This is a genomic window from Limisalsivibrio acetivorans, assembly GCF_000421105.1.
In the GTDB taxonomy this organism is placed as follows: Bacteria; Chrysiogenota; Deferribacteres; order Deferribacterales; family Geovibrionaceae; genus Limisalsivibrio; species Limisalsivibrio acetivorans.
Genome location: NZ_ATWF01000001.1, coordinates 1,817,501 through 1,844,396 on the forward strand (window position 1 = coordinate 1,817,501; position 26,896 = coordinate 1,844,396).

Genomic DNA, 26,896 nt, shown 5'->3' on the forward strand with positions numbered 1-26,896 from the left:
CCTAGAAGCTGTAGTTTACGCCGACTTCAAAGACGTGCTTGGTGTAATCGTTAATATCGTCATCGGAGTCGTTGCTGTTAAATGTGTATCCGCCATTAAAGAAAACAGACTCGTTCAGCTTGTAGATCAATGTTGCGCTTAAGCTGTTGTATCTGTCGGAGCGGTCGAGATTGTCATAATCGTAGAGGATCGTATCGAAAACAGCCTGGGCGTTGATGCTTCTGGTTATCCTTGCGGCAAGGCTTAGCTTCAGCTCAGTCTGTGTGTTTTCTCTGTATTCGCCGTCCGTATCCTCCTTTGCGAGGTAGCCTGTGAGCTCGGCAATAAACTTGCCGCCGAAGGCTCTGGAAACCCCTAAGCCACCCTTGTAGAGTTTTCCATCCCTGTTATAATCCTCGGGGACGTCTGAGTGGTAGTCCTTAACAGATAGCCTGAGTGGGAGCATAAACTTCCATGAGTCCATCTTATATGTACCCTTTGCCTCAATGCTGAAGACATCGGAGTATTCATCTCCGTCCAGGTAGGTTTTAGCGTAGCTGAGCTTGGGCAGGAGGAGCTCGAAGCTGTCGTATCTCTTATAGAAAGAGCCATAGAACTTATGGCTGCTGGCGTTGTATTCCTCAACGCTGTGGTTCCATGACTTGTAGTTTGTCATCCCTGCTCTGATTTCATCGTAGGCGTAGTCATAGAAGTTCAAGCGGAGATCTGCGATTATGTAGGTCCTGAAGCTGTCCTCTTCGGAAACATTCTCAACCTTGTCCTCATCAACGGCAGTAACGTTTGTGTCATACTGCTCGCCGAGTCCTATGAGACCGGAAAATAACCTTTTCTTTTTGGCCAGCTCTTCCTTTTTCTCGGCGGTGAAGGGTGATTCACCCATGTTTCCATAGGCCTTTTCCGCACAGCCGAAACGTTTATTGGCTGAGCATATCTCAGCTATGAAATACTGAGCTTTCCTGTAGAGTTCAGGGTAGGGCTCTTTTGAAACGTAACGGAAGTTTGAGAGTGCTGTCTGGAGTTTCCCTTCTTTGATTGCTATTACACCACTGCGGTAACGATACCTGTCATCCTTTTGAGGAATATTTGAAAGTGCCTCTTTGGCTGACTCAAGCTCACCTGTATTGGTGTAAATATCTGTGATTTGATAGGAGACCTCGGGGTCATCCTCCTTTTCAAGGTATGACTTAAAGTTATTAAGGGCCCCCTCAAGGTTGCCCATGCTGTACAGTGCTATACCCTTATACTTGGCAAGGCGGTTATCACGGTAGCTCTTACCTTCTATTTCGTTAAGGACGTATAAGGCCTCGTCGTACTCTTCGTTCTCCACCATTCTGTTGATGGTTTTGTATCCTTCGTCCTGGTCGCCTTTCTCGAAGTAGCATATTGCAAGGTAAAGGTCGGGTGAAACGCCCTCTTTCTCTTCAAGGTTGCTGAGTTCTGAATCCATGCCGGAACACTCTCCGGCCTTTATTTTACTGAATACCCTTTCATATGCGGGTGAATACTCCCCTGCAACGGGATAATACGCCGCATATGCCAGCGAAGCGGTAAGTAAAACAGAGGCAGCCAGACATATCTTTGCGGCTCTCTTAAAATACATAACGATCCCCCTCCCGAAAGGAAACGCACCCTTTGCGGGATCTGATTGTCTTTAGCGCAACGGTCTGAGCACCTCATAGGGCACATTCCGACTGCGTTTTCCATTATACCATTATTTTATAGGGGGGGGAGTCCAAAGTAAAGTGAATTACCCCGCTGTTTTACTGCCTTTCAGTCTTCTGGAGTTAAGGATGAACCCGATGCCCACAACTACCATTATGACGCTAAGAAGATGCGGAGCACGGAAAGCGCCGAGCATTAGATCATCCGCTCGGAATGTTGTTACAAAGCCCCTTATAACACCGTAAAGGATCAGGTATCCTCCAGTAATCATTCCTGTACCGATGATTTTATCCTTCTTCCAGAAATATAGGAGGAGTGCAAAACCTATGAAATTAAGGATCATCTCGTAGAAGAATGTGGGGTGGACAGGGAGCGTGCCGAAATCCATGTATGCTGGGCCTCTATATTTAGAGGGGAAGCTGATTCCCCACGGGAAGTACTCATGGAGGTAGTAGGCCTTACCTTCGAAGTTAACTATAAGCTCCCCCCCTTTCCGTTTTATTATTTCAGATAGAATAGAAACACTCCTCGGTGTATCCTGAAGGCCCACCTGGGAGAGTACACTGCTCCAGAATTCGGGGAATACGTTTTTTAGTCTGAATATAATATCAGGCGGCGTCATCGTGGGAACACCATGGGCCTCGCCGTTGGCAAAATTGCCAAAACGCCCCAGCCCCTGCGACAGGAGAAGGAAAGGGAACATGGCATCGCCGAGGATGAGTGGGTTGATCTTCTTGTACCAGCAGTAGGAGAGTGCGGCGATAAAACCGCCGATTATACCGCCGTGGATTGCAAGGCCGCCATGCCATATGGCTATCATCTCTAAAGGGTTGCCACCGTAGTAGTCCCACCGGAAGGCGACGTAGTACATCCTTGCACCGAGCAGGGCGATTATGAAGGTGAATATGATAAAGTTTTCGGTTTCGGCTGGCTTTATACCGAACTTCTCCGCCCTTTTTCTGGTGAAGTATATTGTGAGCAGAAGACCGATAATGTACATTAGGCTGTAAATTCGCAGCTCAAAGAAGCCGATCTTGAATAAATAGGGGAACAAACCCAACCTCCTGCGATAAGCTTTGAGGTTCTGATTATTAACGTAACTAAGTACTTTGTAAAGTGCTGTGAAGCGGATAACATCAATTCTACAAAAATTTGGCATTATCCGACGTATTAGCTGTTGATCTTTCTCCTTGTTAGTGATAGAAAACTGATCCACTTCGCACGCCCCAGTTGCGTCCATATGGGCATGTGCCGCTACATGAAACGCTGCGGTGCCCTTTGGCAGGGGCGGAGGATAAACAAATTTGGAGGAAACATGTCTTACATTTCTATGAAAAACCTGCTCGAAGCAGGTGTGCATTTCGGACACCAGACAAAGCGCTGGAACCCGAAGATGGCAAAGTACGTCTTCGGTGCAAGAAACGGTATCTACATTCTCGACCTGCAGAAGACTGTGCAGTGCTTCAACCTCGCATACGAGTTCATCAGAGATGCCTCAAAAGCTGGTAGCACCTTCCTTATGGTCGGTACTAAAAAGCAGGCCCAGGAAGCTATCAGAGATGCTTCTGAGAAATGCGGCTGCTACTACGTAAACCAGAGATGGCTCGGCGGAATGCTCACAAACTTCGAAACTATTAAAACACGTATCCAGAGGCTTAAGGAACTCGAAGAGATGTTCGCCAGCGGATTCGTTGACAGATTCACAAAGAAAGAGATCGCAAGGCTCCGCAGAGAGTATGAAAAGCTCCAGAAGAACCTCAGCGGTATCAAAGATATGGGTGAGCTTCCCGATATCATGTTCATCATCGATATCAAGATGGAGCAGAACGCAATAAACGAAGCACGCAAGCTCGGTATCCCCGTTGTAGCCATCGTTGATACAAACTGCGACCCCGACCTTGTAGACTTCCCCATCCCCGGTAACGACGACGCTATCAGGGCATGCCAGCTTATTTCCACCAGGATCGCAGACGCTATCCTTGAAGGCAAGCAGCTCCGTGAGGACGAGCTTGTGCAGGAAGTACGCGAAGCGGCTGAGGATCAGGACGATGTTCCCGTTGAGGAAATCGTTGACGAATCCGTTCCCGCTGAGGCGGAGGCAAAGCCCGCAGAAGAAGAGAAAACAGAAAAAGATACAGAAAAGGAGAACAACTAATCATGGCACAGATCACAGCCTCTATGGTGAAGGAGCTCCGTGAAAAAACCGGAGCCGGCATGATGGACTGCAAAAAAGCCCTTGCCGAGAACGACGGTGATATTGAAAAAGCGGTGGAGTTTCTCCGTAAAAAAGGTCTTTCCGCTGCTGCTAAAAAAGCGGGCAGAATCGCCGCCGAAGGTGTAGTTGCAGAATACAGCGCAGACAATGTCGGCGCTATTATTGAAGTTAACACAGAAACAGACTTCGTAGCTAAAAACGACGATTTCAAAGCTTTCGTAGCAGAGCTTGCAAAAATAGTTGCAGAGCAGAACCCCGCAGATGTTGATGCCCTCATGAAGTGCAAGACTGCAGACGGCTCAACAGTAGAGGAAGAGCTTACCGAGAAGATTGCAACCATTGGCGAGAAGATCAGCATACGCAGGTTCGTACGCCTTGATGGTGAGAACATCAGCACATACATCCACATGGGCGGCAAAATCGGCGTTATCACATCCCTCAAGGGTGGCGATGCGGATCTTTCCAAGGATATCTGCCTCCATGTTGCAGCTTCCAACCCCAAGTATCTCAACAAGGATCAGGTAGACCAGGAATTCATCGACAAAGAGAAGGATATCTTCGTTGCCAAGCTCAAGGAGCAGGGCAAGCCCGAGAATATCATCCCCAAGATCGTTGAAGGTCAGGTTAACAAGCTTCTTCAAGAGGTATGCCTCGTGAACCAGCCTTTTGTTAAGGATCCCGATGTAACCATCGAAAAGCTCCTTAGCAACAAGGGTGCAGAGATCGTTTCCTATAGCCGTTTCGAAATGGGTGAGGGTCTCGAAAAAAAGCAGGAGAATTTTGCGGAAGAGGTTATGAAGCAGATCAAGAGCTAAGCAAAGGTTCTTGCTGTTCCATTAGTGTTGCATTCAACGCTATATCCAAACTGCAAAACAAGAGATAGAATGAAGGCGGTTGCACGTTTATACGGACAGCCGCCTTTTTTATGGCTGATTTGATTTATGTAATTTTCCATCCATGGAAATTCCATTGTTGTTCGAGCGGGGGAACCCCGCTCTCTCGTACTTCCGGCTACGATATATCTGGGAAATTCATCATCCTGATAATTTCCCTGCCACTACACTCGGCAAAGCCTTCGCTTCGCTTACTTCCGTTACAGAATATGAAGCATAGCTCCATATTCTTCACTTCAGAGCCAACATCCATGTTGGCTTGATTAGTTTCAACCTCAAACATGTGATTAGCATAAGCTTTCATGGATGAAAGCTCGCTTGCGTAAGTGAGAAGGAAGTAACTAATTAATATTTGGGAAATTCATCATCCTGATAATTTCCCTGCCGCTACGCTCGGCAAAGCCTTCGCTCCGCTTACTTCCGGCTACATAAATTGAATACAATTCAATTTAGTTTCGCCTTCAGGGCTTCCATCCTTGGAAGCCTTTTATATATCAACCTCAAACGTATGATTAGCATAAGCTTTCATGGATTAAAGCGTACTACACATCAATCATTATATTTATCTTCAAAATGGGTTTTTGAGGGGTGCGGGGAACTTTGTTCCCTAAAAAGTTCCCTGCGATCTTTTACTTTCATACTTATATTCGAAATTAGTCACTAATTTATTTGGCTTCGTGCTAAAGCACGCCATACTTTTGGCGCGCAGATTGTAATAGCAATCTTATCACTAATATGAAATAAAAAAGGCTCATGCCATGCAGTCTTCACCACAAAAACTTTCTCCCGAAGGAGGAGCACAGCAATGAGCCATAAGCATCTTAGCATTAGAGATCGAGAAATACTAGAGCGTCTACTTCGCCAGGGATACTCACAACGTAAAATATCCGCAATATTAGGCATTACACAATCTGCTGTAAGTCAGGAAATCAGTCGTAATAAGGATTGCTGTAACAGATATCGAGCTAAAGCATCCCACTCTCGAGCCTTACGTAGGCGCAAAAAGACTAAGGGCGGATTTCGTAAGGATAAGGGATTTTTGTTAAACTATGTCCGAGAGAAACTAGAACAACACTGGTCACCGGAGCAGATATCCGGTCGTTTAAAGAGAGATTATCCGTGTGAGTCAGATAAACATATATCATTTAAGAGCATATATTTATGGGTACGCAAGGGTATTGACCATGAGTACAGGGATGTTCCCTTACGTGGCTACCACAAGTATTTCAGGACACACCGAGGTCGTAAACGCACTATAGGTATAAAGGCAGGAAGTCGTTCAGCCAAGACAGACCTTCCTCGCATTGAGGACCGTCCAGAAGAGGGTTTTGGAGTATGGGAGAGCGATCTTATAAGTGGTTACAACAAAAGCGGTTATATAGCAACTTTTGTAGAGAGAAGTACTGGTTTTATATGGGCTGAGAAACTTGAGAACAAGTCTATAAAAGAATATAACCGCTCAGCAATAGAGTGTATAAGGCGCTTTGGCAGCTCTAAGTTTAAATCCATAACAGTAGATAGAGGTAAAGAGTTTTACGGTTATAAGTCAGTAGGAGTACAGTTCTATTTCTGCAATCCGATGAGTCCTAATGAAAGAGCACTTAACGAAAACATGAACGGGCTTCTTCGGCAGTATTTTCCGAAGAGAACAAGCTTTAAAGATGTAAAGAGTGAAGATGTATACAGGGCAGTAGAAGAGATCAACAATAGGCCTAAGAAAAGATTTGGGTATATGACAACTATGGAAGTACTTGATAGCATGGGCATAGAGATGTGATAAGATTCAATTTACAATTCGCACGCAAAAGTATGCAAAACTATTCCCTCAGGGTTTTCCAGCCGTCATTGTTACTCATTTATTATCATAAATTCGTAAGTGATGGTGGTGCCCTCATTTCGCTCTTTTTCCACCTGAAGTTTTGCTGATGCTGAGGAGTGTAACCGCATATCATACGTGAAAGTATTCAATATTTAGGATTACCTCATCTGTCACGTGCGGCCAAAACTTCCGGGCGGTTCAAAAGAGCTCATTCGGCTGTAAAACATTCGGGGAAGATTAAGAGCTTGTCTGATTTAACCTATGGAATTTTCCATCCATGGAAGCCTGTTGCATTTCAACCTTGCTTGCATGATTAGCATGAGCTTTCATGGATGAAAGAGTACTACACATGAATCATTATATTTATCTTCAAAATGGGTTTTTAAGGGGATTCTAAGGGGAAAGTTTTCCCTAAAAATTTCCCCCTTAGTCTTAATTTTTACATAATCACATTCGAAATTAGGCACTAATTTGTTAGTCTTGCGCTTATGCGCCACATACTTTTTAGAAAAGTATGCAAAACTATTCCCTCAGGGTTTTCCAGCCCCCATTGTTACTCATTTATATTCATAAATTCGTAAGAGATGGTGATTCCCTCATTTCACTCTTTTTCCACCTGAAGTTTTGCTGATGCTGAGGAGTGTAACCGCATATCATACGTGAAAGTATTCAATATTTAGGATTACCTCATCTGTCACGTGCGGCCAAAACTTCCGGGCGGTTCCAAAAGAGCTCATTCGGCTGTAAAACATTCGGGGAAGATTAAGAGCTTGTCTGATTTAACCTATGGAATTTACCATCCATGGAAGCCCTGTTGCATTTCAACCTTGCTTGCATGATTAGCATGAGCTTTCATGGGTGAAATTTGTTAGATCTCAATATTTATATTTCCATCAAAATGGGTTTTTGAGGGGTGTGGGGAACTTTGTTCCCTAAAAAGTTCCCTGCGTTCTTAGTTTTACTAATCTATGGAATATCCCGTCCATGGAAATTTCATTGTTGTTCGAGCGGGGGGAACACCGCTCTCTCGTACTTCCGGCTACGTCAGACCAGCAGAGCTGTTCTTCCTTTCGCCTTCAGGGCTTCCATCCTTGGAAGCCTATTATATATCAACCTTTATAAAAATCCCAAGATGGGTTTTTAAGGGGATCCTAAGGGGAAAGTTTCCCCTAAATATTTTCCTTTATATTATTAATTAAAAACACTAGTAATCATAGATATATGCCACCCTTGCTCTCATTCCAAGGAGAGAATTATCCTCAATAAGCCTAAACGATCATTTCGATAACGAATGGTGTGATGCCGGTGAGGATAACACCTTGGACAAAGCCGATGATAGCGGCTCTTCTTCCGGCGTATTTTTCGATTATGGGGAGTGTTACGTCCATAGTTGTGGCACCTCCCGGAGCTATGGCGGCGTATGGACCGAGGTATTTTGCTATGACCGGTATCAGGAACAGGCTGAGAGATTCACGCATTACGTTTGCGAGGAATGCGATTGCTCCGAGTTCTGCGCCTTTGACTTTTGCAAGGATGACTGCGCTGAAAGAGTACCAGCCAAAGCCAGCGGCAACGGCCATTGCATCCTGTCCGGAGAGGTTCACGATAGATGCGCAGAGGAATCCGCCGAAGAGTGTGCCGAGTATAGTTCCTGCAGGCACGATGAGGAGCATCTTATCCGCTTTGAACATGCTGGAGAATGATGTCCGGTTGTTACCGAGGTCGAAACCGATAAGAAACAGCATCAGATACAGGGTTATCTCTACGAGTATACCATTATTAGCATTAAGGACTTCGGGCACAACACCGAAGAATGACGCAACCGCACCGAGGATAACTGCGGCGATGAGCAGTACCATCATTTCTGCTTACCCCCGAAAAGGCGCACCATTATGAGCACAGCGATAACGCTGAAAACTATTGATGATAGTGCAATAACAAAAGAGACTATACCGAATTTACCGAGCTTGCCGATTATCTGCGGATCGCTCCCGAGGCCAACTCCCATAAGAAACAGGAGGGCTACCAGGCTGGCTGTAAAGAGGTGCTTGCGCACATTCAGAAACCAGCCCTGGGGAAGCAGAAGTGCCGGTACAAGCCCCGCCAGAACGGCGAGAGCGTAGTAGAGCATGTTTAATGTGCGTCCTGACTCAGCTCTGTAAGAACACCGCAGACACTCTTGGGGTGCACAAAGGCTACCATCTTACCGTGGGCGCCCGGTTTGGGCTCCTCATCGATGAGGCGCAGGCCTTCATCCTTGAGCGTTGAGAGTGCTTCGGGTACACTTGCTACATCGTAGCAGATGTGGTGGATCCCCTCCCCTTTTTTCTCGATGAACTTAGCCACGGGGCTGTCATCAGATGTGGGCTCTAGGAGCTCGATGTTTGTATCGCCAACCTTGATGAAGGCGACCTTAACCTTCTGGCTCTCCACCTCTTCGAAATGGTAGGGTTCGACGCCCATCATCTTGTAAAACTTGGTGGATTCCTCGAGACTTTTAACGGCAACGCCGATGTGGTCTATCTTATTCAGCATGATATCCTCCCGCACTAGGAAAGCAGTTTATTAAGCAGTTCGTTTACGATCTTAGGATTCGCCTTACCCTTGGAGGCTCGCATAACCTGCCCCACAAAGAACCCTTGAAGCTTCTTCTCGCCGTTCTTGAACCTTTCCGCCTCGTTGGGGTTTGCTTCGATGATGTCCTTAACGATCTTCTCGATCTCCCCTTCATCGGAAACCTGGGCAAGCCCCTGCTCCTCAACGATCTCTGACGGGCTTTTACCCGATTCAATTACGCCTTCAAAAACCTTCTTGGCGGCGTTTCCGCTTATCTTATTATCATCAAGCAGTTTTGCGATCTCCGCAAGGCTTTCCGGCGAAATGCCTACCTCGCTGATCTCGCACTGCTTTTCGTTTATAACCCTGAGAACATCTCCCGTGAAAAGGTTTGCAACCCTTTTGGGGCTGTTGTGGGAGGAGACTGCCGCCTCGTAAAAATCCGCATAGGCACGTTCGCCTGTGAGAAGTACAGCATCGTCCTTGGGGAGGGAGTACTCCTCCATAAACCTTATGCGTTTAGCATCGGGGAGTTCGGGCATCTCGGACTTTGCCCTATCAACATCCTCCGCTTTGAGAACAACTGGCACAAGGTCTGGATCGGGGAAATATCTGTAGTCATTAGCCTCTTCCTTCCCTCGCATGGAAAGTGTTATACCCTGAGCCGCATCCCAGAGCCTTGTTTCCTGAACAACGTGTCCCCCTTCGCTCACAACCTTGATCTGGCGTTTTATCTCGTATTCTATGGCCTTCTGCACGTTTTTGAAGGAATTCATGTTCTTAATCTCAGCCTTTGTGCCGAACTTCTCCTGCCCTACGGGGCGTACGGAGATATTTGCATCGCAGCGGAGCGAGCCCTCTTCCATGTTGCAGTCCGATATGCCGAGATATTTTATGATCGTCTTCAGCTTGGTGAGGTATGCTCTGGCCTCTTCGCCGCTACGCATGTCCGGTTCGCTGACGATCTCTATGAGGGGCACCCCTGTCCTGTTAAGATCCACATAGCTGTTGCCGGGCGAACCGAGGTTTTCACCGTGTATCGATTTGCCGGCGTCCTCTTCAATGTGTATTCGTGTTATGCCGAGGGTCTTCTTCTCACCACTTTCAAGCTCAACCTCAAGCTCTCCTCCGAGGCATATGGGGAGCTCGTACTGGCTTATCTGATACCCCTTGGGGAGGTCGGGGTAGAAATAGTTCTTTCTGGCAAAGATGCTCCTCTCCTCTACGGAACAGCCGAGTGCAAGCCCTGCCTTCATCGTATAGTCCACAACGTTCCTGTTGAGAACGGGAAGCACACCGGGCATACCCATGCATACGGGGCAGACCTGGGAGTTTGGGCCTGAGCCGAATTTTGTGGAGCATGAGCAGAATATCTTCGATTCCGTTGATAGCTGAACGTGTACTTCCAGTCCTATAACCGCTTCGTAATTCATCTTATATCCGCCTTATCCTTCAAATGTTCCGGGTATCTGCCCGAATCCGCCGACTGCGTCTTCGTATGCCTTTGCTAATCTGAGAACCTTCCCTTCCTCGAAGTGTCCGCCGAGGATCTGGAATCCAACGGGGAGCCCCTTTGAGTCAAACCCGCAGGGGAGGGAGAGTCCGCATCCGCCGTACAGGTTCAGGGAGATTGTGTAGATATCGCTTAGATACATCTCAAGGGGATCATCGGATTTTTCACCGAATTTGAAGGCCGTAGTGGGCGAAGTGGGGCAGATTATCGCATCCACCTTCTCAAAGGCTGATTCGTAATCCTTCTTTATGAGTGTGCGCACCTTCTGGGCTTTGAGGTAGTATGCATCGTAATAACCAGCACTGAGAACGTACGTCCCAAGCATGATACGCCTTTTGACCTCTTCACCAAATCCTTCGGAGCGTGTGCTGAAATACATGTCCTTGAGGTTGTCCGCCTCTTTGCGGAATCCGTACTTCACGCCGTCGTACCTTGCAAGGTTGCTGGAGGCCTCCGCCGTGGCAATGATGTAATACACGGAAACGGCATAATCGTTATGGGGCATACTTATTTCAACGGTTTCGCAACCGAGATCCTCAAGCTTTCTGATAGCCTCTTCGACCCTCTGCTTAACCTCTTCGTTAAGCCCTTCGGCGAAGAACTCCTTCGGTATACCTATCTTCATCCCTTTTACATCACCCTGCATCAGGGAAGCGTAGTCCTCCCCCTCCACAGGTGCGGATGTGGAATCCTTCTCATCGTGCTGGCCAATGATGGAGAGCACCTCCGCCGCATCGGATACGTTCCAGCTGAATGGGCCGATCTGGTCAAGGGATGAGGCGAAGGCCACGAGCCCGAAGCGTGAAACACGTCCGTATGTAGGCTTCATACCTATAACACCGCAGAGGGAGGCGGGCTGACGTATGGAACCGCCAGTGTCGGAGCCGAGGGTAACGGGGGCAAGCCTCGCCGCCACAGCTGCCGCAGAGCCGCCGCTGGAACCGCCGGGAACCCTTTCAAGATCCCACGGGTTCCTGGTCTGCTTGTAGTATGAGGTCTCGTTGGAAGAACCCATGGCGAATTCGTCCATACTCAGCTTACCAAGGAATACCATGCCTGATTTTCTAAGCAGCTCAGCAACGTTAGCACTGTAGGGTGCGTTGAATCCTTCGAGGATCCTGCTCGAACAGGTTGTGGGCATGTTGTCTGTAACGATCAGATCCTTAAGGGCAACTGGAATGCCTGCAAAACGGGGTACATCCTCGCCAGCCTGACGTTTTCTGTCCCACTCCTTTGCCTCTTCAAGGGCGTTTTCATTTATATGGATATACGCCTTAACATCTTCATCGTATCTCTTTATACGATCCAGATATGCACCGACAATCTCCTCGGCGGTAAGCTTTATATCTTTTAGAGCATCTGCGAGCTCGTTCAGGTTCATCTGTATAATATTCATATCAGCCCTCTATCACTCTGGGAACCTTGTAGTGCCCCTGTTCCGCATCGGGAGCATTGCCAAGGGCATTGTCTGTTCCAAGGGAGGGTTTTGCCACATCCTCACGCATAACACTGCTCAGCTCAAGAACATGGGATGTTGGCTCAATACCGGTAACATCAAGCTCCTCAAGCTTGTGGATATAGCCGAGAATAGAGTTCAGCTCAACTGCGAACTTCTTAACCTCGCCCTCCTTGAGCTCAAGACGGGCAAGATTGGCGATATGCAAAACATCGCTATCTGTGATTGACACGATAATACCTCGTTGTGAAGTTTGTTTGAATAATTCGGCCAATAAACGAGCCGAAGCGAATTATAGCGTTAAATGTAATGTTTTTTCAAGTGCAGTGAGGTTTACAGAGCTATATTTTAACTCAAAATTAGTGAGGTATTTCGAATGTGAATATTTAAAAATAAGACTAAGGGGAAATTTTTAGGGAAAACTTTCCCCTTTGAATCCCCTTAAAAACCCATTTTGAAGATAATGATAAAGGCCTATACCTAACAGGCTTCCACCCATGGAAGCCTATTGGGTAGCAACCCTCATCGTAAGAATTGAATCGAGCTAGCTCTAACGTTTACACACACGAGAAAACAACGTGAGACGTGAAAAGGTATTTCGGCTAGATTGTTACTAATAGCCAATTGCCGATTTCACAACAAACGATCTTAATCTTCCCCGAATGTTTTACAGCCGAATGAGCTCTTTTGGAACCGCCCGGAAGTTTTGGCCGCACGTGACAGATGAGGTAATCCTAAATATTGAATACTTTCACGTATGATATGCGGTTACACTCCTCAGCATCAGCAAAACTTCAGGTGGAAAAAGAGCGAAATGAGGACACCGCCATCACGGTAATCTCCCCGTAAAAAGGGAGTATTTATAAGTAGAATTTTCTCGTTATAGTAAAAGGAGGAGATTTTACATGAAGAAGTCACGATTCAGCGAGAGTCAGATATTTAAGATTTTAAAGGAAGCCGAGAATGGTGTACCAGTACCTGAATTATGCCGAGAATATGGCATGAGCAGCGCAGCATTTTATAAATGGCGCTCTAAATATGGCGGTATGGATGTATCCGCGATGAATCGCCTAAAAGAGCTTGAGCAAGAGAACAAACAGCTCAAAAAGATGTACGCAGAATCTCAGCTCAAGACAGAGATTCTGAAGGATGCGCTAGAAAAAAAGTTTTAAGGCCGTCTCAACGGAAAGAGATGGCCGTGTCAGCGGTTGATAAGGGTCTCTTAAATATTCGTCAGGTATGCGAAGCATTCGGGATCAGTGAAAGTTGTTATCGATATAAGAGAAAGCTTTCTGATGAGAATGGTCTTATTGCAGACTGGCTCATACGGTTGACACATAACAACCGTAACTGGGTTTTGGTCTTTGCTTTTGTCATCTTCGCAATGTAAGGGGCTTCGGCTGGAATCATAAGCATGTTTATCGTATATATTGTGAGCTTGAACTTAATATGCGTATAAAGCCTAGAAAGCGTATTCAGCGAGAGAAACCGGAGCCGTTATCTCAGCCTGAGAGTGTTAATAAGGTATGGTCAATAGACTTTATGCATGACCAGCTTGGAGATGGTCGCAGTGTAAGGCTACTCAATGTTTTAGAGGATTATAATAGAGAAAGTTTAGGTATTGAGATCGATCTATCTTTGCCTACTGAAAGAGTTATTCGCTCCCTTGATAATATCATTGAGTGGCGAGGAAAGCCGGAGATGATCCGCTGCGACAATGGCTCTGAGTTTACGAGCAGCAAGTTTCGTGTATGGGCAGAAAAGCGTAATATACGTATAACATATTCAGCCAGGCAAGCCTCAGCAGAATGCCTATATAGAGCGTTATAATAGGACTGTGAGATATGACTGGCTTGGACATTACATATTTGATAATCTTGAAGTGTTAAGAGATCATGCCACTCACTGGCTATGGACATATAACAATGAGAGGCTGAATACTGCTATAGGAGGCATTACTTCTATACAAAAACTAAAAAGTACAGAAAGATATTCTACTATAAGTTACTGCTAAAAATGAGAGGATTACAATTCCATCTATTTATGAAATGATAATATGAAATTGAATTATAAGAATGTTTTGGGCATACTCATATTCTTCTCTGTTTTTTACTTAGTGATTTCAAGTGAAGGTATTGGAAATATTATATTTCAAGAGTTGATGAGCAAGCCTGAAGATACTGCCCGAGCTGGAATTAAAGAAAATTCAAAATCAGTTCCTGATACTGGTCTAGTAGCAAACGATAACTACACCGTTGAAATAGATGAATTGGTTCAATCAAAAATTACTAATGACCCTCTATCAAAATTACAATGGAACTTGCGTTCAGTTTATGGTGATGACTACGCTGAAAACTATAATGAGATAAACAACAATGCCCCGAGAGAAGTTATAGTTGCTGTAATAGATCGAAGCGTGAATGTAAAGCATGATGACTTGCGTAACAGAGTAACAGAGGGATGGAATTTTAGGACTGGTAAAAAGGATAGTACGGAGAGTTATGATAACAAAACTCCGAATTCTTCTGTTTACCATGGAGGATGCGTAGCCTCTATCATTGGGGCAGAAACTGGAAATGGGATTGGAATGGCTGGCATTTTCAGTAAGGCTGTCATTATGCCGATAAGCACTAACTTAGACAATATGGCTAATGCTATTAAATATGCAGTAGAGAATGGAGCAGAAGTTATTCATATAGGTGGAGGTGTAGATGAATTAATTATTCCCACATATTTTACTGAAAATGAAAATAAGTTCCGTACCGGCTTATACAGCGAAAAAAATATAGATATCTTGAAAAGTATCCGCTCTGCATTAGATTACGCATACGAAGAAGATATTGTTGTTGTAACAGGAGCTGGTAATACAGGCACTTGGGAAAACTATATGATGCCCGCCAGCACTAGGACAATAAGTGTAGGCCCCCATAATATACATGACTGCATTTCTTCTCATGCTTCATATTCTTTTACATATGAGATTTTTGCGCCCGGGGGTAGTAGGAAAAAGATTAACAATTTTAGAGAAATTTACTCTCACCTTAATCTGAGTGATAAAATAATTTTTAGTAGCCACAATGCGAATTTTGATGATGTATTGTGTGCTGTTGGTAAAGATAAGTATTCATATCTGACACTTGGTTCAGCTGCAATACCCCATGTATCTGCAGCTGTAGCATTGATAAAGTCGTATAAACCTGAATCATCAGTAGAAGAAGTCCGAAATATTTTACAAATGAGTTCTGAAGGCTTGGACAGTTGCAGGAACTTGCTAGAAGGGCTCGGGGGCAGGCTAAGCATATATAATATTTACAAATTATTAGTAAATGAGGACGATTGACGGTGGAATTGTAATCCTCCCATTTTTAGCAGTAACTTATACCGGTTTCTCTCGCTGAATACGCTTTCTACGCATATTAAGTTCAAGCTCACAATATATACGATAAACACGCTTATGATTCCAGCCGAAGCCCCTTACATTGCGAAGATGACAAAAGCAAAGACCAAAACCCAGTTACGGTTGTTATGTGTCAACCGTATGAGCCAGTCTGCAATAAGACCATTCTCATCAGAAAGCTTTCTCTTATATCGATAACAACTTTCACTGATCCCGAATGCTTCGCATGCCTGACGAATATTTAAGAGACCCTTATCAACCGCTGACACGGCCATCTCTTTCCGTTGAGACGGCCTTAAAACTTTTTTTCTAGCGCATCCTTCAGAACCTCTGTCTTGAGCTGAGATTCTGCGTACATCTTTTTGAGCTGTTTGTTCTCTTGCTCAAGCTCTTTTAGGCGATTCATCGCGGATACATCCATACCGCCATATTTAGAGCGCCATTTATAAAATGCTGCGCTGCTCATGCCATATTCTCGGCATAATTCAGGTACTGGTACACCATTCTCGGCTTCCTTTAAAATCTTAAATATCTGACTCTCGCTGAATCGTGACTTCTTCATGTAAAATCTCCTCCTTTTACTATAACGAGAAAATTCTACTTATAAATACTCCCTTTTTACGGGGAGATTACCGAAGGTAATTATTAAGGCCTATACCTAACAGGCTTCCACCCATGGAAGCCTATTGGGTAGCAACCCTCATCGTCAGAATTAAATCGAGCTGGCTATAACGTTTACTCTCAAGAGAAAACAACGTGAGACGTGAAATGGAGTTCCGCCAACAAGTAGACTAAAAGCCAATAACTCATTTGGCCTTAAAAGCTCTTAGTCTTCCCCGAATGTTTTACAGCCGAATGAGCTCTTTTGGAACCGCCCGGAAGTTTTGGCCGCACGTGATAGGTGAGAGAATCCCAATTATTGAACACTGAAACGTATGAAGTCCGGTTACACTCATCAGCATCAGCAAAACTTCAGGTGGAAAAAGTGTGAAATGAGGGAACCACCATAAATTACGAATTTATGATAATAAATGAGTAACAATGGGGGCTGGAAAACCCTGAGGGAATAGTTTTGCATACTTTTGCGCCAAAAGTATGGCGTGCTTTAGCACGAAGCCAAATAAATTAGTGACTAATTTCGAATATAAGTATGAAAGTAAAAGATCGCAGGGAATTTTTTAGGGAACAAAGTTCCCCGCACCCCTCAAAAACCCATTTTGAAGATAAATATAATGATTGATGTGTAGTACGCTTTCGTCCCTGAAAGCTTATGCTAATCACATGTTTGAGGTTGATATATAAAAGGCTTCCAAGGATGGAAGCCCTGAAGGCGAAAGGAAGAACAGCTTTGCTGGTCTGACGTAGCCGGAAGTAAGCGAAGCGAAGGCTTTGCCGAGCGTAGCGGCAGGGAAATTCTCAGGATGATGAATTTCCCAGATTATGTAGATGTTGGCTCTGAAGGCGTAGCTGAATTGGGCTCTGCTCAATTCACGTAGCCGGAAGTGCGAGAGGGCAGGGTTACCCTGCCCGAACAACGATGGAATTTCCATGGATGGTAAATTCCATAGATTAAATCAGACCAGGGAAATTCTCAGGATGATGAATTTCCCAAATATTAATTAGTTACTTCCTTCTCGCTTACGCAAAAAATCAAAAATGACCTATACAGATACTTGAGCGCTCTGCTCTCCCCTCAATTATTAACTTCCCATCCACACGGATCCTCTTTCTTTCACCAGCGGACAGGATCATATCACCCTCACCGCCAGTTACCCAGAGAGCACCACTACAGCATTCAATATCGGCAGTACGAAGACCGTTCATCGACATGATATTACTCTTGTCCAGAGTTAGTTTAAGACTTTTCTTTGCCATGTTGCACCCCCTTATTCATTTTGTGATTCCATAATATGCACTCTTGTATATAATAACAGTTACAGTTTTATAGAATTGTTTCAATAACAGCGAGGTGCTGATGCGGGTTAAAGAGCAGTACAGATACGAGAAGGTACAGGAACGTATACTTGAGCTTATCAGGGGAGGGCATTTATCTACCGGCGATAAGGTTCCATCTTTGCGTCAGATGAGCCGTGAAATGGGTCTTTCTGTAACTACTGTAATGAAGGCATATGTAGATATGGAGCAGGATGGTATTCTGGAGGCGAAGCCCCAGTCCGGATTCTATGTTGCAGGGAACAGCTCGATCCCTAGTGTACAGTGCGGCGGCGAACGGAAGATTGAGGTTCGCAGGGTGGATAAATTCAGCATGATGTTTAGTGTATGCAACTCCATGTCCAACCCGGATCTCGTTCAGTTTGGCGGTGCGCTGCCTGCCCTTGATCTTCTTCCCTCTGCTGAGCTTGCAAGAACAACCAAGTACATATTGAATAACCGAAATGACTACAACTCCTTTGAGAAGTTCAACGGTAACCCCGAACTCCGCCATAATATCGCCTATCTTATGACACAGAACGGTTCCAATCCTCACCGTGACGACATAATAATTACCAGCGGTGCAACGGAGGGGATCTCCCACGCTTTAAGGGTGCTCACCAAACCGGGTGACATCGTGGCAGTGGAAACACCTCTGCATTTCGGATACGTCAGAACACTTGAAACACTGGGTGTATATTGCCTGGAGATACCAACATCGCCTGAGACCGGCATGGACATAGACAGTCTGGATGACATGCTCCAGAAACATGATATAAAAGCAGTTCTGCTACAGGCGAACTTCAGCAACCCCCTCGGCTGTCTCATGCCCGAAGAGAACAAGAAGCGTCTGGTCAGGCTGTGTGAAGGTAGAGGCGTAACCGTTATTGAGGATGATATATACGGCGAACTCCCTCACTCCGAAACGAGGCCGAGCAGTCTTTTTTCATACTCAGAAACGGGTGATGTAATCTACGTTTCATCCTTCAGCAAGACCCTCGCACCCTCCTTTCGCATAGGCTGGGTATGTCCCGGAAGACATTATGAGGAGATCATGAACATGAAGCTGACCACAGTTCTGGATACCTCACGGATAACCCAGCTTGCCATAAGCGATTATCTCGCCACTGGAAAATACAGCAGGTACATAGTCAAGGTGCGCAAAACTTACTGGCAGCAGATAGCAAGGTACAGAAATATGATCGCAGAGAGCTTTCCCGAGGGAACGAGGATAACTAATCCCTCTGGAGGATACATACTCTGGGTGGAGCTTCCCGGCGAAACAGACACCTTTGAGGTATACAGGAAAGCTATGGAGGAAGGTATAGGAACCGTTCCCGGCTATCTTTTCACAACGGGAGAAAACTATAAGAATTATATGCGCATAAACTGCGGAACACCGTTAAACGAACGCTACAGCAGTGCCCTCAAAAAACTTGGGAGTATTTGTGCTGATGTGGCCGGTGCTTAGAGCGAGATTATCGGGTTAACCGCTTTTTTGAAGTGCTCGAACTCTTCACGAAGCTCCTTAAGCTTTTCGGAGGCCCTCATCATATCTTCTTCCTTTCCTGCAATCTCAAGCTCAAGGGCAGCAGAGCGCATAGCCTCGGCGGTAACATCCCCCGAAGCTCCTTTGATATACTGGGCAAGGTTCTGGATATCCCAAGGCTTAACCATACTCACAGCCTTTTCCAGATCCTCCAGCTTCTCATCGGTGTCGGCGATGAACATGTTTATAACATCGTAGAAGAGCTCCTTCTCGCCCATGAGAGACATGAGTTCGGGTGCATTAAATATCTGCTCCTTTTCTGATTCCCTCTGGCCGTTGCCGTTTTCTTTTTCGTAAAGGTACTTATTCAGTATCTCCACAAGCTCCTCCGGACGGAAGGGCTTGGAAAGATAGTCATCCATACCCGCTTCGAGAAACTTGTCCTTGTCCTCCTTCATGGCATGGGCTGTCATAGCTACTATGGGGACATCGGGGTTTTTTACCCCTGTTTCAGTGTTTCTGATCTTTATTGTCGCCTCTATACCGCTGAGTCCGGGCATCTGTATATCCATAAGGACAAGGTCGTACTCGTTCTCCATCATCATATCTAGAACGCTGAGCCCGTTATCCGCAAGCTCAACATTGTAGCCTAGCTTATCCAGCAGTTTGAGAGCCAGCTTCTGGTTAACAACATTATCCTCTGCAAGGAGGATAATCTTATCTCTTCTGTTAACACCATTGTCGAGGTTCTCAAAAACACCGGCCTGTTTACTGTGCGGCTCATCCTCCACATTGTAGCCGAGCACTCTGAGCAGATTCCGCTTAAGGTAGTGCCTCTTAACAGGGCGGAACACATGACCATGGAAGCCTGCATCAAGTATGCGTGTTTCGGATATATGCTGGCCAAGGGGTATGCACATTATGAGCCTGCAGCTGAAACTTTCTGCGCTTTCACGGAACCTTATAAGTTCCGGCGTCTCATTGAGTGCAAATCCGGAGGAGACAACGGCAGCCTCAAAATGTCTATTTCCTGCAGCGGATTTCCTTAGTATATCAAGGGCTTCCTCCAGATTTACAGAATAATCAACACTGCAACCGAGCGCCTTTAATTTCTCCGCAGTGGAATAGGCACAGCTCTTATTGCTATCCACAACGAGCACTCTCCTGTCCCTGAGCCTATCATCGATAACAACGGGGGGTGAATCAGCCCTTTCAAAAACTGCACTAAACCAGAAGGTTGAGCCGATACCCTCATCACTGTCGCAGCCGATCTCTCCCCCCATCATCTCTGTGAGTTTTTTTGATATGGCAAGGCCAAGGCCGGAGCCCCCGTACTTTCTGGACATTGAGATATCCGCCTGGGAGAAGGAGTCAAAGAGCTTGTCCACTCTGTCTTCGGGGATGCCTATGCCGGTATCGTTCACACGGAAAACGAGCTTCACATAACTCTGTGTCACCTTTTCAGGAACAACCTCGAAATATATACCTCCTTTGTCGGTGAATTTTACAGCGTTACCAAGAAGGTTCACGATGATCTGCCTAAGCCTCCATGGATCACCTGAAACCATGGCGGGGATACTTGAGTCCACAAGAAATGCGATGTATAGATCCTTCTGGTGTGCCCTTAGTGTGAGTGCATCAACGGTACTTTCCACAGCCTCGTTAATATTAAACTCAATATTTTCAAGCTCCATCTGCCCCGCCTCAATACGGGAAAAATCGAGGATGTCGTTTATTATTACCAAAAGGGATTCCGCCGATGTGGCGACGGTCTCTGCGTATTCTTTCTGCTCCTGAGTGAGCGAGGTGTTAAGCAGCAGGCTATTCATGCCAATAATTCCGTTCATCGGTGTACGGATCTCGTGGCTCATATTTGCAAGGAACATATCCTTGGAGCGGTTTGCAACCTCTGCCTCCTCCTTCGCTTTCTTCAGTTCCTCTTCGAACTCTTCCTGTTCGCGTATCTTCTCATTGAGTGCTTCGTTTATCTCTAAAACCTTGCGCCTGTTGTTCTCCATCAGCATCAGTATTCCTGCGATCAGCAAAGCCATAAGGTTTGTATAGGCTATCTTTCTGTAAAAGTCGTTGCGAATGGAGGTGAACCCGGGCTCTTCGGAGTACTTAACAACATATGAGGTTCTGTCGCCGGAAACATCCTCTACCGGGAGAAAGGAGGCAGCCATCTCTATGCCGTTTATGTTTTTGTGGTAAACGAAGGATTCTTTTGCTTCGATTTCGCCGGAAGCTTCTGCCCTCAACTGCTCATTGAAGATGTTGAATATATCTTCGGGGAATCTTGTGGATGCCGGGGGGGAGCAGTCCTCAGATTCGATATCTTTGTCGTAAAGGTAATCGTCTGAGAAGGGTGTGGGCTTGTATTTCTCCATACTATCCTTGGAAAGCCGATTTTCAGTATAGTCTTTATGGGTTGCAAAATAGTAGTAGCCGCCGTATACATCCAGCATCATATGGGTGAAATGCATGGCGCAGATGCTCAGGCCGACACTCCCCACGTGTTCCCCTTCGTAGCTCAGGGGGTAGACGAACCTGTATGAGTTGAATGTTCTGCCAACCTCAAGTCCCTCTACTGTCTGTTTTTCAATATTTGCGAGGTAGATTGAATAGCGGAAATCGCCCAGTACGTCGCCGTATTTCCCCCTTTTATGCATACGCATCAGGCTGGTTGTGTCTGGGAGATGGAAGTGTATCTGCCAGAAACCCAGCCTTGCAAGGGCAGAGTAAGTATCAAAGAAGCTTTCGGCAAGCATGCGCCTTGCCTCTTCGATACGCTCCGGCTGTGAGGAGGCTATGGACATCGCCCTAAGAACCCCTTCATTTTCATCGATCAGCCTGTAGATCTCGGGTATTTCTGAGGTAAACCTGTGGTAGGCGCTCTGATACTCTGTGCTTAACGAAGCGAGGATATCTTCTTCAAGAAGACGTTTATCAGCAGACATCTGTGCAAAAAACCATGAACACGCCAAGACATCAGCAAGAAACACAAGAAGAACCAGAACAGTCCTCAACACAACCTCCGATCAGAACAAAAATGGAAAATTTTTATTCTTCTATCCTGCAATATTAAACTGTACAGCTAAATATTACCACCCATATATCAGCAATCGATCACATCGAGCTGGAGGCTGTATGTAAGTATAAGGTTGTCAATAAAGTTAATGTTATCAGTATCCCTGTTTATGAAGATAATATTGCACCACTCCTGGAGAACATCGTCAAATTGGGTAAGTATTTCCACCAGCTGGGACAGGTTATACGCACTCATACAGCTTTTATCAAAACGCTCCAGCATTGAGGCAAAGGTGTTAAGGGAGTAAACGACAGCCGGAAACTCACGGAAGGAGTTCAGGACAACGGAAAGCTCATGCATCTTTGCTCCGAGGGTGTTTATATCCTCAAGGCGGTGGTTGTTTGACACGGTTAAGATGTAGCCGCTTATCTCCTCGGAAAGGTCAATGATGGTATCTACCTCATCACTGAAATCGGAGCCGTAGTTCTGAAAGAACTTATCCGTTCCTATCCCTGATAAGGTACTTTTTTCAAGGAGTTTGCTTTCAATCCGGGTAAGCTTCCTTCCTCCGGGGCCCACTATCTCCTTCTTCTCGTAGATCGGCTCTTCGGGCTTGAGGATAACAGGGGGCAAGGCCACCTCATCCCTGCTCTCTTCTATCTCCCTTTTGCGTTCAGCCGCATAGCGTTTCTGGGATATTATATCGGAGAAGTTCTCTATGGTCAGCCTTAGCATATTGGGGTTTACAGGCTTGTGGATGAGAAGAACCGCACCCGCACTGAGCATATCCTCCGTAAGTTTCTCCTTACGCATTGTGGTAGAAACAATAAGGACAATATCGGGAAACATCTGGATAAGAAGCTTTGAGGCCTCCATACCGTTCATAACGGGCATAAGATAGTCCATTATTACGATATCGGGTTTATTAGCCCTTGCCTTTTCCACAGCCTCTTTGCCGTTCTCGGCGTGTTCGGTTTCTACATCCTTGATCTTCAGAAGTGTGTGGTCGTATCTTTTTCTTGTAACTGGGTCATCGTCTACCAATAAAATTCTTATCATATGTACACTCTTTTATCTATTTGTATATGGGTCAATTTCTTGACTTTACCTTTCTTCAAGTAAATAATAAACAAATAAACTGCTGTTTTCAAGCATACAAAAAACCGGAGCCCCTATGAAGCTCAGAACAAAAGTTACCCTTATACTAAGCCTGACCTCCCTGGCAACGCTTATCATAATCGCTGTTTATTCTTACAGCTTTCTCCTGAAAACCTTCACAGGAATGGAGAAAAAACTTACCGACAGGATGGGGGCACAGGTTGTCAATATGATAGATATGCGTTTTGACTCCCTTCAAACACTCTCCACAGAGCTGTGCCAGGAAATGGCGCAACAGGTTATACAAAACAATCCCTCACGCCTGTCGGGGAAATTGGAGAACCACATTGCGGACTGCATACTTGCAGCCCAGGGAATGTCCCTGAATACGATCTGTACCGAAGGAAACGAGGACTTAGGAGAGGCTCTTAGCTATGCCTTTCTCGAAAACAGGGAGATACGCAGGCAGCTTAACAGTAACGGTTCCGTAACAGGTATCTCGGAGACAGAGACCGGTTATGTCATGCTCAGTGCATCGAATTCAAAGAGTACGGAGGGGGAGCCTGTTCAGATACTCTCTGCGGCTCTTATCGATGAGCCGTTTATTCGCTCCCTCGGTTCCGCCCTTGAATACTCCCTTAAACTTACGGAGGAGTTCCCCCTTGAAGGCCAAGACAACATAGAATCATCCTACGGCAAGGTTTTAAGAACACCCATCGACAGTATGGACGACTCGGAGATGGTCCTCGTATACAGGGATCTGGCTTCATTACCCGCCTTCGGGATACAATACACCTACCAGCGCCCCTTTTATAACGCAACCCTGCTTACCGTGCACAAGCTTGTGACCTTCATAGTTATAATAATGGGAATAACCATACCGCTTACTCTCTTTCTGCTCCAGCGTTCCGTTTTCAGACGTCTCACAGGCAACATAAATCTTATAAACGAGATTGGAAACACCGGCGACATAGGTAGAAGGATACCCAACGGAGGGGATGACGAAATAGGTAATTTAATCCAGTCTATCAACTGGATGCTCGAAAAGCTTGAGCAGAACCAGAACTACATTCAGGAAAATCAGAAAGCTCAGGTTGAGGCGGAGACGGAGAACAGGATGAAAACAGCCTTCCTCGCCAATGTGAGCCATGAGATAAGAACCCCCATCAACGGTATCATAGGCATGACCGAACTGCTCATGGAAACAACACTGGACAGTACCCAACTCGAACTTGTGCAGATACTGGATAACGAGAACAGAGCGCTTTTCAGCCTCATCAACAATGTTCTTGACCTCTCCAAGATAGAGGCGGGCAAGCTTGAGCTTGAGGAGACACCGTTCTCTATCTCCTCCGTTGTGGAGCCGATGGTAAAGAGCCATGTACTCAAGGCGAGGAAGAAGGGACTCGATTTCTTCCTGTTTATAGACCCATCCATCCCCCGTTCGCTCATGGGGGACCCCGGTAAAATACGACAGACACTGACAAACCTTATAAGCAACTCAATCAAGTTCACCTCGAAGGGGAACATCACTCTAAAGCTGAGCCTTATGGATAAAAGGGGGGACAGTGTTGAGATCCTCTTTGAGGTAATAGACACTGGAGCGGGTATCGCACTCGAAAAACAGATGAGCATATTCGAAAGCTTCTCTCAGGAGGATGCCTCTACAACAAGAAGATACGGAGGAACGGGGCTTGGCCTTTCGATTGTCAAAAGCCTTGTACACCTGATGGGCGGCAAGATCTCCCTTGAGAGCGAAAAGGATGCTGGGAGCCGGTTCTATTTCACTCTTCGGCTCAGAAAGGATCCCGAAGGGGATGTCGAGCTGGACAGAACCTTCGAAGGGATGCCCGTTGTCACTGTTACAGACTCCGAGGAGATGCGATTCATCCTGAGCAAGTACTACTCCGCTCTGGGCATTGAATCCACCTTTGTACAGAGGCCTGAGGATGCCTGTGCTGTGGGTGATCAGTGCAGGATGATAGTTCTGGATGCCGGTAAGAATGAAAGGGAAGAGATTAATATGCTCGAACGTTTCAGTGCGGGATGCAGTTGCGACAACGCCGTTAAGGTTCTTCTGAGCTATCCCGACAAGCGTGTTAACCGTTATCTCCTCGAGGAACACAGCTTTGCCGGAGTTATGACGAAGCCCACCGGAATCGAAGGTCTTGTGGACATGCTCTACGCCCTTGATGAAAAGAAGGACGGAGCCATCATCATCAGCGAGGATCATGAAAAGGACAAGATAATCCGTACTGAGCCTGGCAAAACATTCCATATACTCCTTGTGGACGACTACCCCGTTAACCAGACCGTGGCTCTGCGCCATCTTGTAAGAAGCGGCCTTAAGGTGGACCTTGCGGAAAACGGGCGTGATGCGGTGGAGATGTTCAAGGAGAACAAATACGATCTTATCCTGATGGATATTCAGATGCCCGTCATGGACGGCTTCTCCGCCACAAAGCTCATAAGAGCCTTCGAAAAAGGACTGGAGGGGTACTCCGTTGAATCCAGAACACCGATAATCGCCCTTACAGCCCACGCCCAGCAGGGGTACAGGGAGAAGTGCAAGGCCAACGAAATGGATGACTATATAACAAAGCCCCTTAGGAAGGAGACCCTCGTTACCCAGGTGTTTAAATGGCTTAGAAGGGAAGATGACAGCAAACATGAGGAGCTACCTCAGGATGAGCACCAAAGGGAGGAGATGGCGGACTGCCCTCTCGATTATAACGAACTCATGGAGGACTTCGGAGGGGACAGGGACTTTATCCTCGAACTTGTCGGAGACTTCCTTACGGTGAATAGAGCCAAGCTGATACTCATGAAGCAGGCGATCAAGGATGCACACGGCGAAACGCTATCTGATATGGCCCATGCGGTGAAAGGTGGAGCCAAAAGTATCGCCGCAAGGTGCCTTGCGAGGCAGTGTGCGGAGATGGAGGAGCTTGGAAGTTACGGCGACTTCAAGAAAGCCGCCGAAACCTACCCCCTTGTTATTGAGGAGCTTGAGAAGATACGGGTTATGCTGGCTGAGGAAACGGGGGAGGATGTTCACGATCCCTTCTCCTAGCGTACCTCGATAGCCTCAAGCTCACCCTCGCTCCCTTCGGAGGTGTAGCCGCCGAAATCCTCTGAGCCGGGAATTATCAAAGTAAAAACATCCGCCTCCATAACGCTTATGTAAGCTTCCTTTACGGTGCAGTCCACAAGGTGCCCCCCTCCGGTGCGCTTTTCGTTGAGGAAGTGGGTATGGAAGCCGGGAACGTTTACTCCATCCATGTATTCGGGGAAACGGAAGCCTACCATCCTCCCCTTAACATCATTAAACTCAAAGAACCTCTGCTCCGCCACCGCATCCACCAGCCTCGGATACGGCTTCTTCTGAGCCGGGACGCTCCTTGTCTTCACATGTTCAAAAACACCCTCTATGCTGTAGGCAAGAAGGGCATTCCTGCTCCTGGCAAGCTCGGCGGTTTTCTCCAGCAGGAGTGAGCAGTCCACCCCCTCCGCCTTATCCTCCGCCTTCGGCTCAAAAACAGCAGCAACGGCAAAGGGGGTCTTTGTATCGGGTGAAACAGGTATAACCTCACCCTCCACATTTACCTGATAAACGAGCCCGTCCATTATAACCATCTCACCGTCAAGGGCATTGAAGGTTCCAAGGCCTATGAGGGAGGAATCCTCAAGCTCACGTGCGGGATAATCCCCGTCGTAAACACCCTCCATAAGAGCGGTTATTGTGGAGTATTGGAAAACCTCCCCTGCGAAAGAGTAGGTGACAAAAGTAACAAAAATGATAAAAGTTTTTAATAATTGTTGCATACCAGCCTCTTAT

The 26,896-nt window shown here is 46.2% G+C and carries 19 protein-coding genes and 2 pseudogenes; 7 read left to right on the plus strand and 14 right to left on the minus strand.

Going from position 1 to position 26,896, the window contains the following annotated elements:
- Position 1: 1 nt before the first annotated feature.
- Positions 2–1,600 (minus strand): outer membrane beta-barrel protein, encoded by a 1,599-nt coding sequence (locus K300_RS0108625; protein ID WP_022851272.1) that lies wholly within the window; start codon positions 1,598–1,600, stop codon positions 2–4.
- 147 nt (positions 1,601–1,747) lie between these two features.
- Positions 1,748–2,716: a prolipoprotein diacylglyceryl transferase gene (gene lgt, locus K300_RS0108630; RefSeq protein ID WP_022851273.1), complete on the minus strand. Its 969-nt coding sequence runs from the start codon at positions 2,714–2,716 to the stop codon at positions 1,748–1,750.
- A gap of 261 nt (positions 2,717–2,977) precedes the next feature.
- Here lgt and rpsB point away from each other — a divergent pair, with 261 nt between their 5' ends.
- Both rpsB and tsf read left to right on the plus strand, forming a co-directional pair.
- The gene (gene rpsB / locus K300_RS15150) at positions 2,978–3,817 is read left to right on the plus strand and encodes a 30S ribosomal protein S2 (RefSeq protein ID WP_022851274.1); all 840 of its coding nucleotides are present in this window, start codon (positions 2,978–2,980) and stop codon (positions 3,815–3,817) included.
- A 2-nt stretch (positions 3,818–3,819) separates the two neighbouring features.
- The gene (gene tsf / locus K300_RS0108640; protein ID WP_022851275.1) at positions 3,820–4,692 is read left to right on the plus strand and encodes a translation elongation factor Ts; all 873 of its coding nucleotides are present in this window, start codon (positions 3,820–3,822) and stop codon (positions 4,690–4,692) included.
- A gap of 196 nt (positions 4,693–4,888) precedes the next feature.
- On the opposite strand, the gene K300_RS0108645 is transcribed toward tsf, so the two are convergent.
- A complete protein-coding gene (locus K300_RS0108645; protein ID WP_022851276.1) occupies positions 4,889–5,074 on the minus strand; it encodes a hypothetical protein in 186 nt (61 codons plus the stop codon).
- 501 nt (positions 5,075–5,575) lie between these two features.
- Between K300_RS0108645 and K300_RS0108650 the strand changes: the two genes are divergently transcribed.
- On the plus strand, positions 5,576–6,547 hold the full coding sequence (locus K300_RS0108650) for an IS30 family transposase (RefSeq protein ID WP_022850132.1): 972 nt from the start codon (positions 5,576–5,578) through the stop codon (positions 6,545–6,547).
- Positions 6,548–7,857: 1,310 nt separating this feature from the next.
- On the opposite strand, the gene K300_RS0108655 is transcribed toward K300_RS0108650, so the two are convergent.
- Genes K300_RS0108655 through gatC form a run of 6 tightly spaced genes read right to left on the minus strand, consistent with a single transcriptional unit; the run spans position 7,858 to position 12,346 of the window.
- Entirely contained in the window at positions 7,858–8,451 is a 594-nt protein-coding gene (locus K300_RS0108655; protein ID WP_022851277.1) for a LysO family transporter, read from the minus strand.
- A complete protein-coding gene (locus tag K300_RS15155) occupies positions 8,448–8,720 on the minus strand; it encodes a LysO family transporter (protein WP_022851278.1) in 273 nt (90 codons plus the stop codon). Before K300_RS15155 ends, K300_RS0108655 begins: the two co-directional genes overlap by 4 nt.
- 2 nt (positions 8,721–8,722) lie before the next feature.
- Positions 8,723–9,124, minus strand: coding sequence for a methylmalonyl-CoA epimerase (gene mce, locus K300_RS0108665; protein WP_022851279.1), 402 nt, complete (start codon positions 9,122–9,124; stop codon positions 8,723–8,725).
- Positions 9,125–9,138: 14 nt separating this feature from the next.
- Positions 9,139–10,578, minus strand: coding sequence for an Asp-tRNA(Asn)/Glu-tRNA(Gln) amidotransferase subunit GatB (gatB, locus tag K300_RS0108670; RefSeq protein ID WP_022851280.1), 1,440 nt, complete (start codon positions 10,576–10,578; stop codon positions 9,139–9,141).
- A 12-nt stretch (positions 10,579–10,590) separates the two neighbouring features.
- Positions 10,591–12,054 carry an Asp-tRNA(Asn)/Glu-tRNA(Gln) amidotransferase subunit GatA gene (gatA, locus tag K300_RS0108675; protein WP_022851281.1) on the minus strand — a complete coding sequence of 488 codons (1,464 nt, stop codon included), beginning with the start codon at positions 12,052–12,054 and terminating at the stop codon, positions 10,591–10,593.
- A gap of 1 nt (position 12,055) precedes the next feature.
- Positions 12,056–12,346: an Asp-tRNA(Asn)/Glu-tRNA(Gln) amidotransferase subunit GatC gene (gatC, locus tag K300_RS0108680; protein WP_022851282.1), complete on the minus strand. Its 291-nt coding sequence runs from the start codon at positions 12,344–12,346 to the stop codon at positions 12,056–12,058.
- Positions 12,347–13,019: 673 nt separating this feature from the next.
- Between gatC and K300_RS16580 the strand changes: the two are divergent.
- Positions 13,020–14,128, plus strand: a pseudogene (locus K300_RS16580) (IS3 family transposase).
- A gap of 66 nt (positions 14,129–14,194) precedes the next feature.
- Positions 14,195–15,454, plus strand: a complete 1,260-nt coding sequence (locus K300_RS0108690) for a S8 family peptidase (RefSeq protein WP_162139871.1) — start codon at positions 14,195–14,197, stop codon at positions 15,452–15,454.
- 42 nt (positions 15,455–15,496) lie between these two features.
- Here the strand turns inward: K300_RS0108690 and K300_RS16965 are convergent.
- Positions 15,497–16,073 (minus strand): annotated as a pseudogene (locus tag K300_RS16965) (transposase); the annotation flags it as partial.
- A gap of 1,088 nt (positions 16,074–17,161) precedes the next feature.
- Positions 17,162–17,386 carry a DUF2917 domain-containing protein gene (locus tag K300_RS0108700; protein ID WP_022851285.1) on the minus strand — a complete coding sequence of 75 codons (225 nt, stop codon included), beginning with the start codon at positions 17,384–17,386 and terminating at the stop codon, positions 17,162–17,164.
- Between the two features lie 100 nt (positions 17,387–17,486).
- Here K300_RS0108700 and K300_RS0108705 point away from each other — a divergent pair, with 100 nt between their 5' ends.
- Complete coding sequence (locus K300_RS0108705; protein ID WP_022851286.1) at positions 17,487–18,914, plus strand: aminotransferase-like domain-containing protein; 1,428 nt, start codon at positions 17,487–17,489, stop codon at positions 18,912–18,914.
- Here the strand turns inward: K300_RS0108705 and K300_RS16210 are convergent.
- Complete coding sequence (locus tag K300_RS16210) at positions 18,911–21,958, minus strand: response regulator (protein WP_022851287.1); 3,048 nt, start codon at positions 21,956–21,958, stop codon at positions 18,911–18,913. The genes K300_RS0108705 and K300_RS16210 overlap by 4 nt on opposite strands.
- An 89-nt stretch (positions 21,959–22,047) precedes the next feature.
- Positions 22,048–23,019, minus strand: a complete 972-nt coding sequence (locus tag K300_RS16215) for a response regulator (RefSeq protein ID WP_022851288.1) — start codon at positions 23,017–23,019, stop codon at positions 22,048–22,050.
- A 115-nt stretch (positions 23,020–23,134) separates the two neighbouring features.
- Between K300_RS16215 and K300_RS0108720 the strand changes: the two genes are divergently transcribed.
- The gene (locus tag K300_RS0108720; RefSeq protein WP_022851289.1) at positions 23,135–26,131 is read left to right on the plus strand and encodes an ATP-binding protein; all 2,997 of its coding nucleotides are present in this window, start codon (positions 23,135–23,137) and stop codon (positions 26,129–26,131) included.
- Here K300_RS0108720 and budA read toward each other — a convergent pair.
- The gene (gene budA, locus K300_RS0108725) at positions 26,128–26,883 is read right to left on the minus strand and encodes an acetolactate decarboxylase (protein ID WP_022851290.1); all 756 of its coding nucleotides are present in this window, start codon (positions 26,881–26,883) and stop codon (positions 26,128–26,130) included. The genes K300_RS0108720 and budA overlap by 4 nt on opposite strands.
- Between the last annotated feature and the right edge of the window lie 13 nt (positions 26,884–26,896).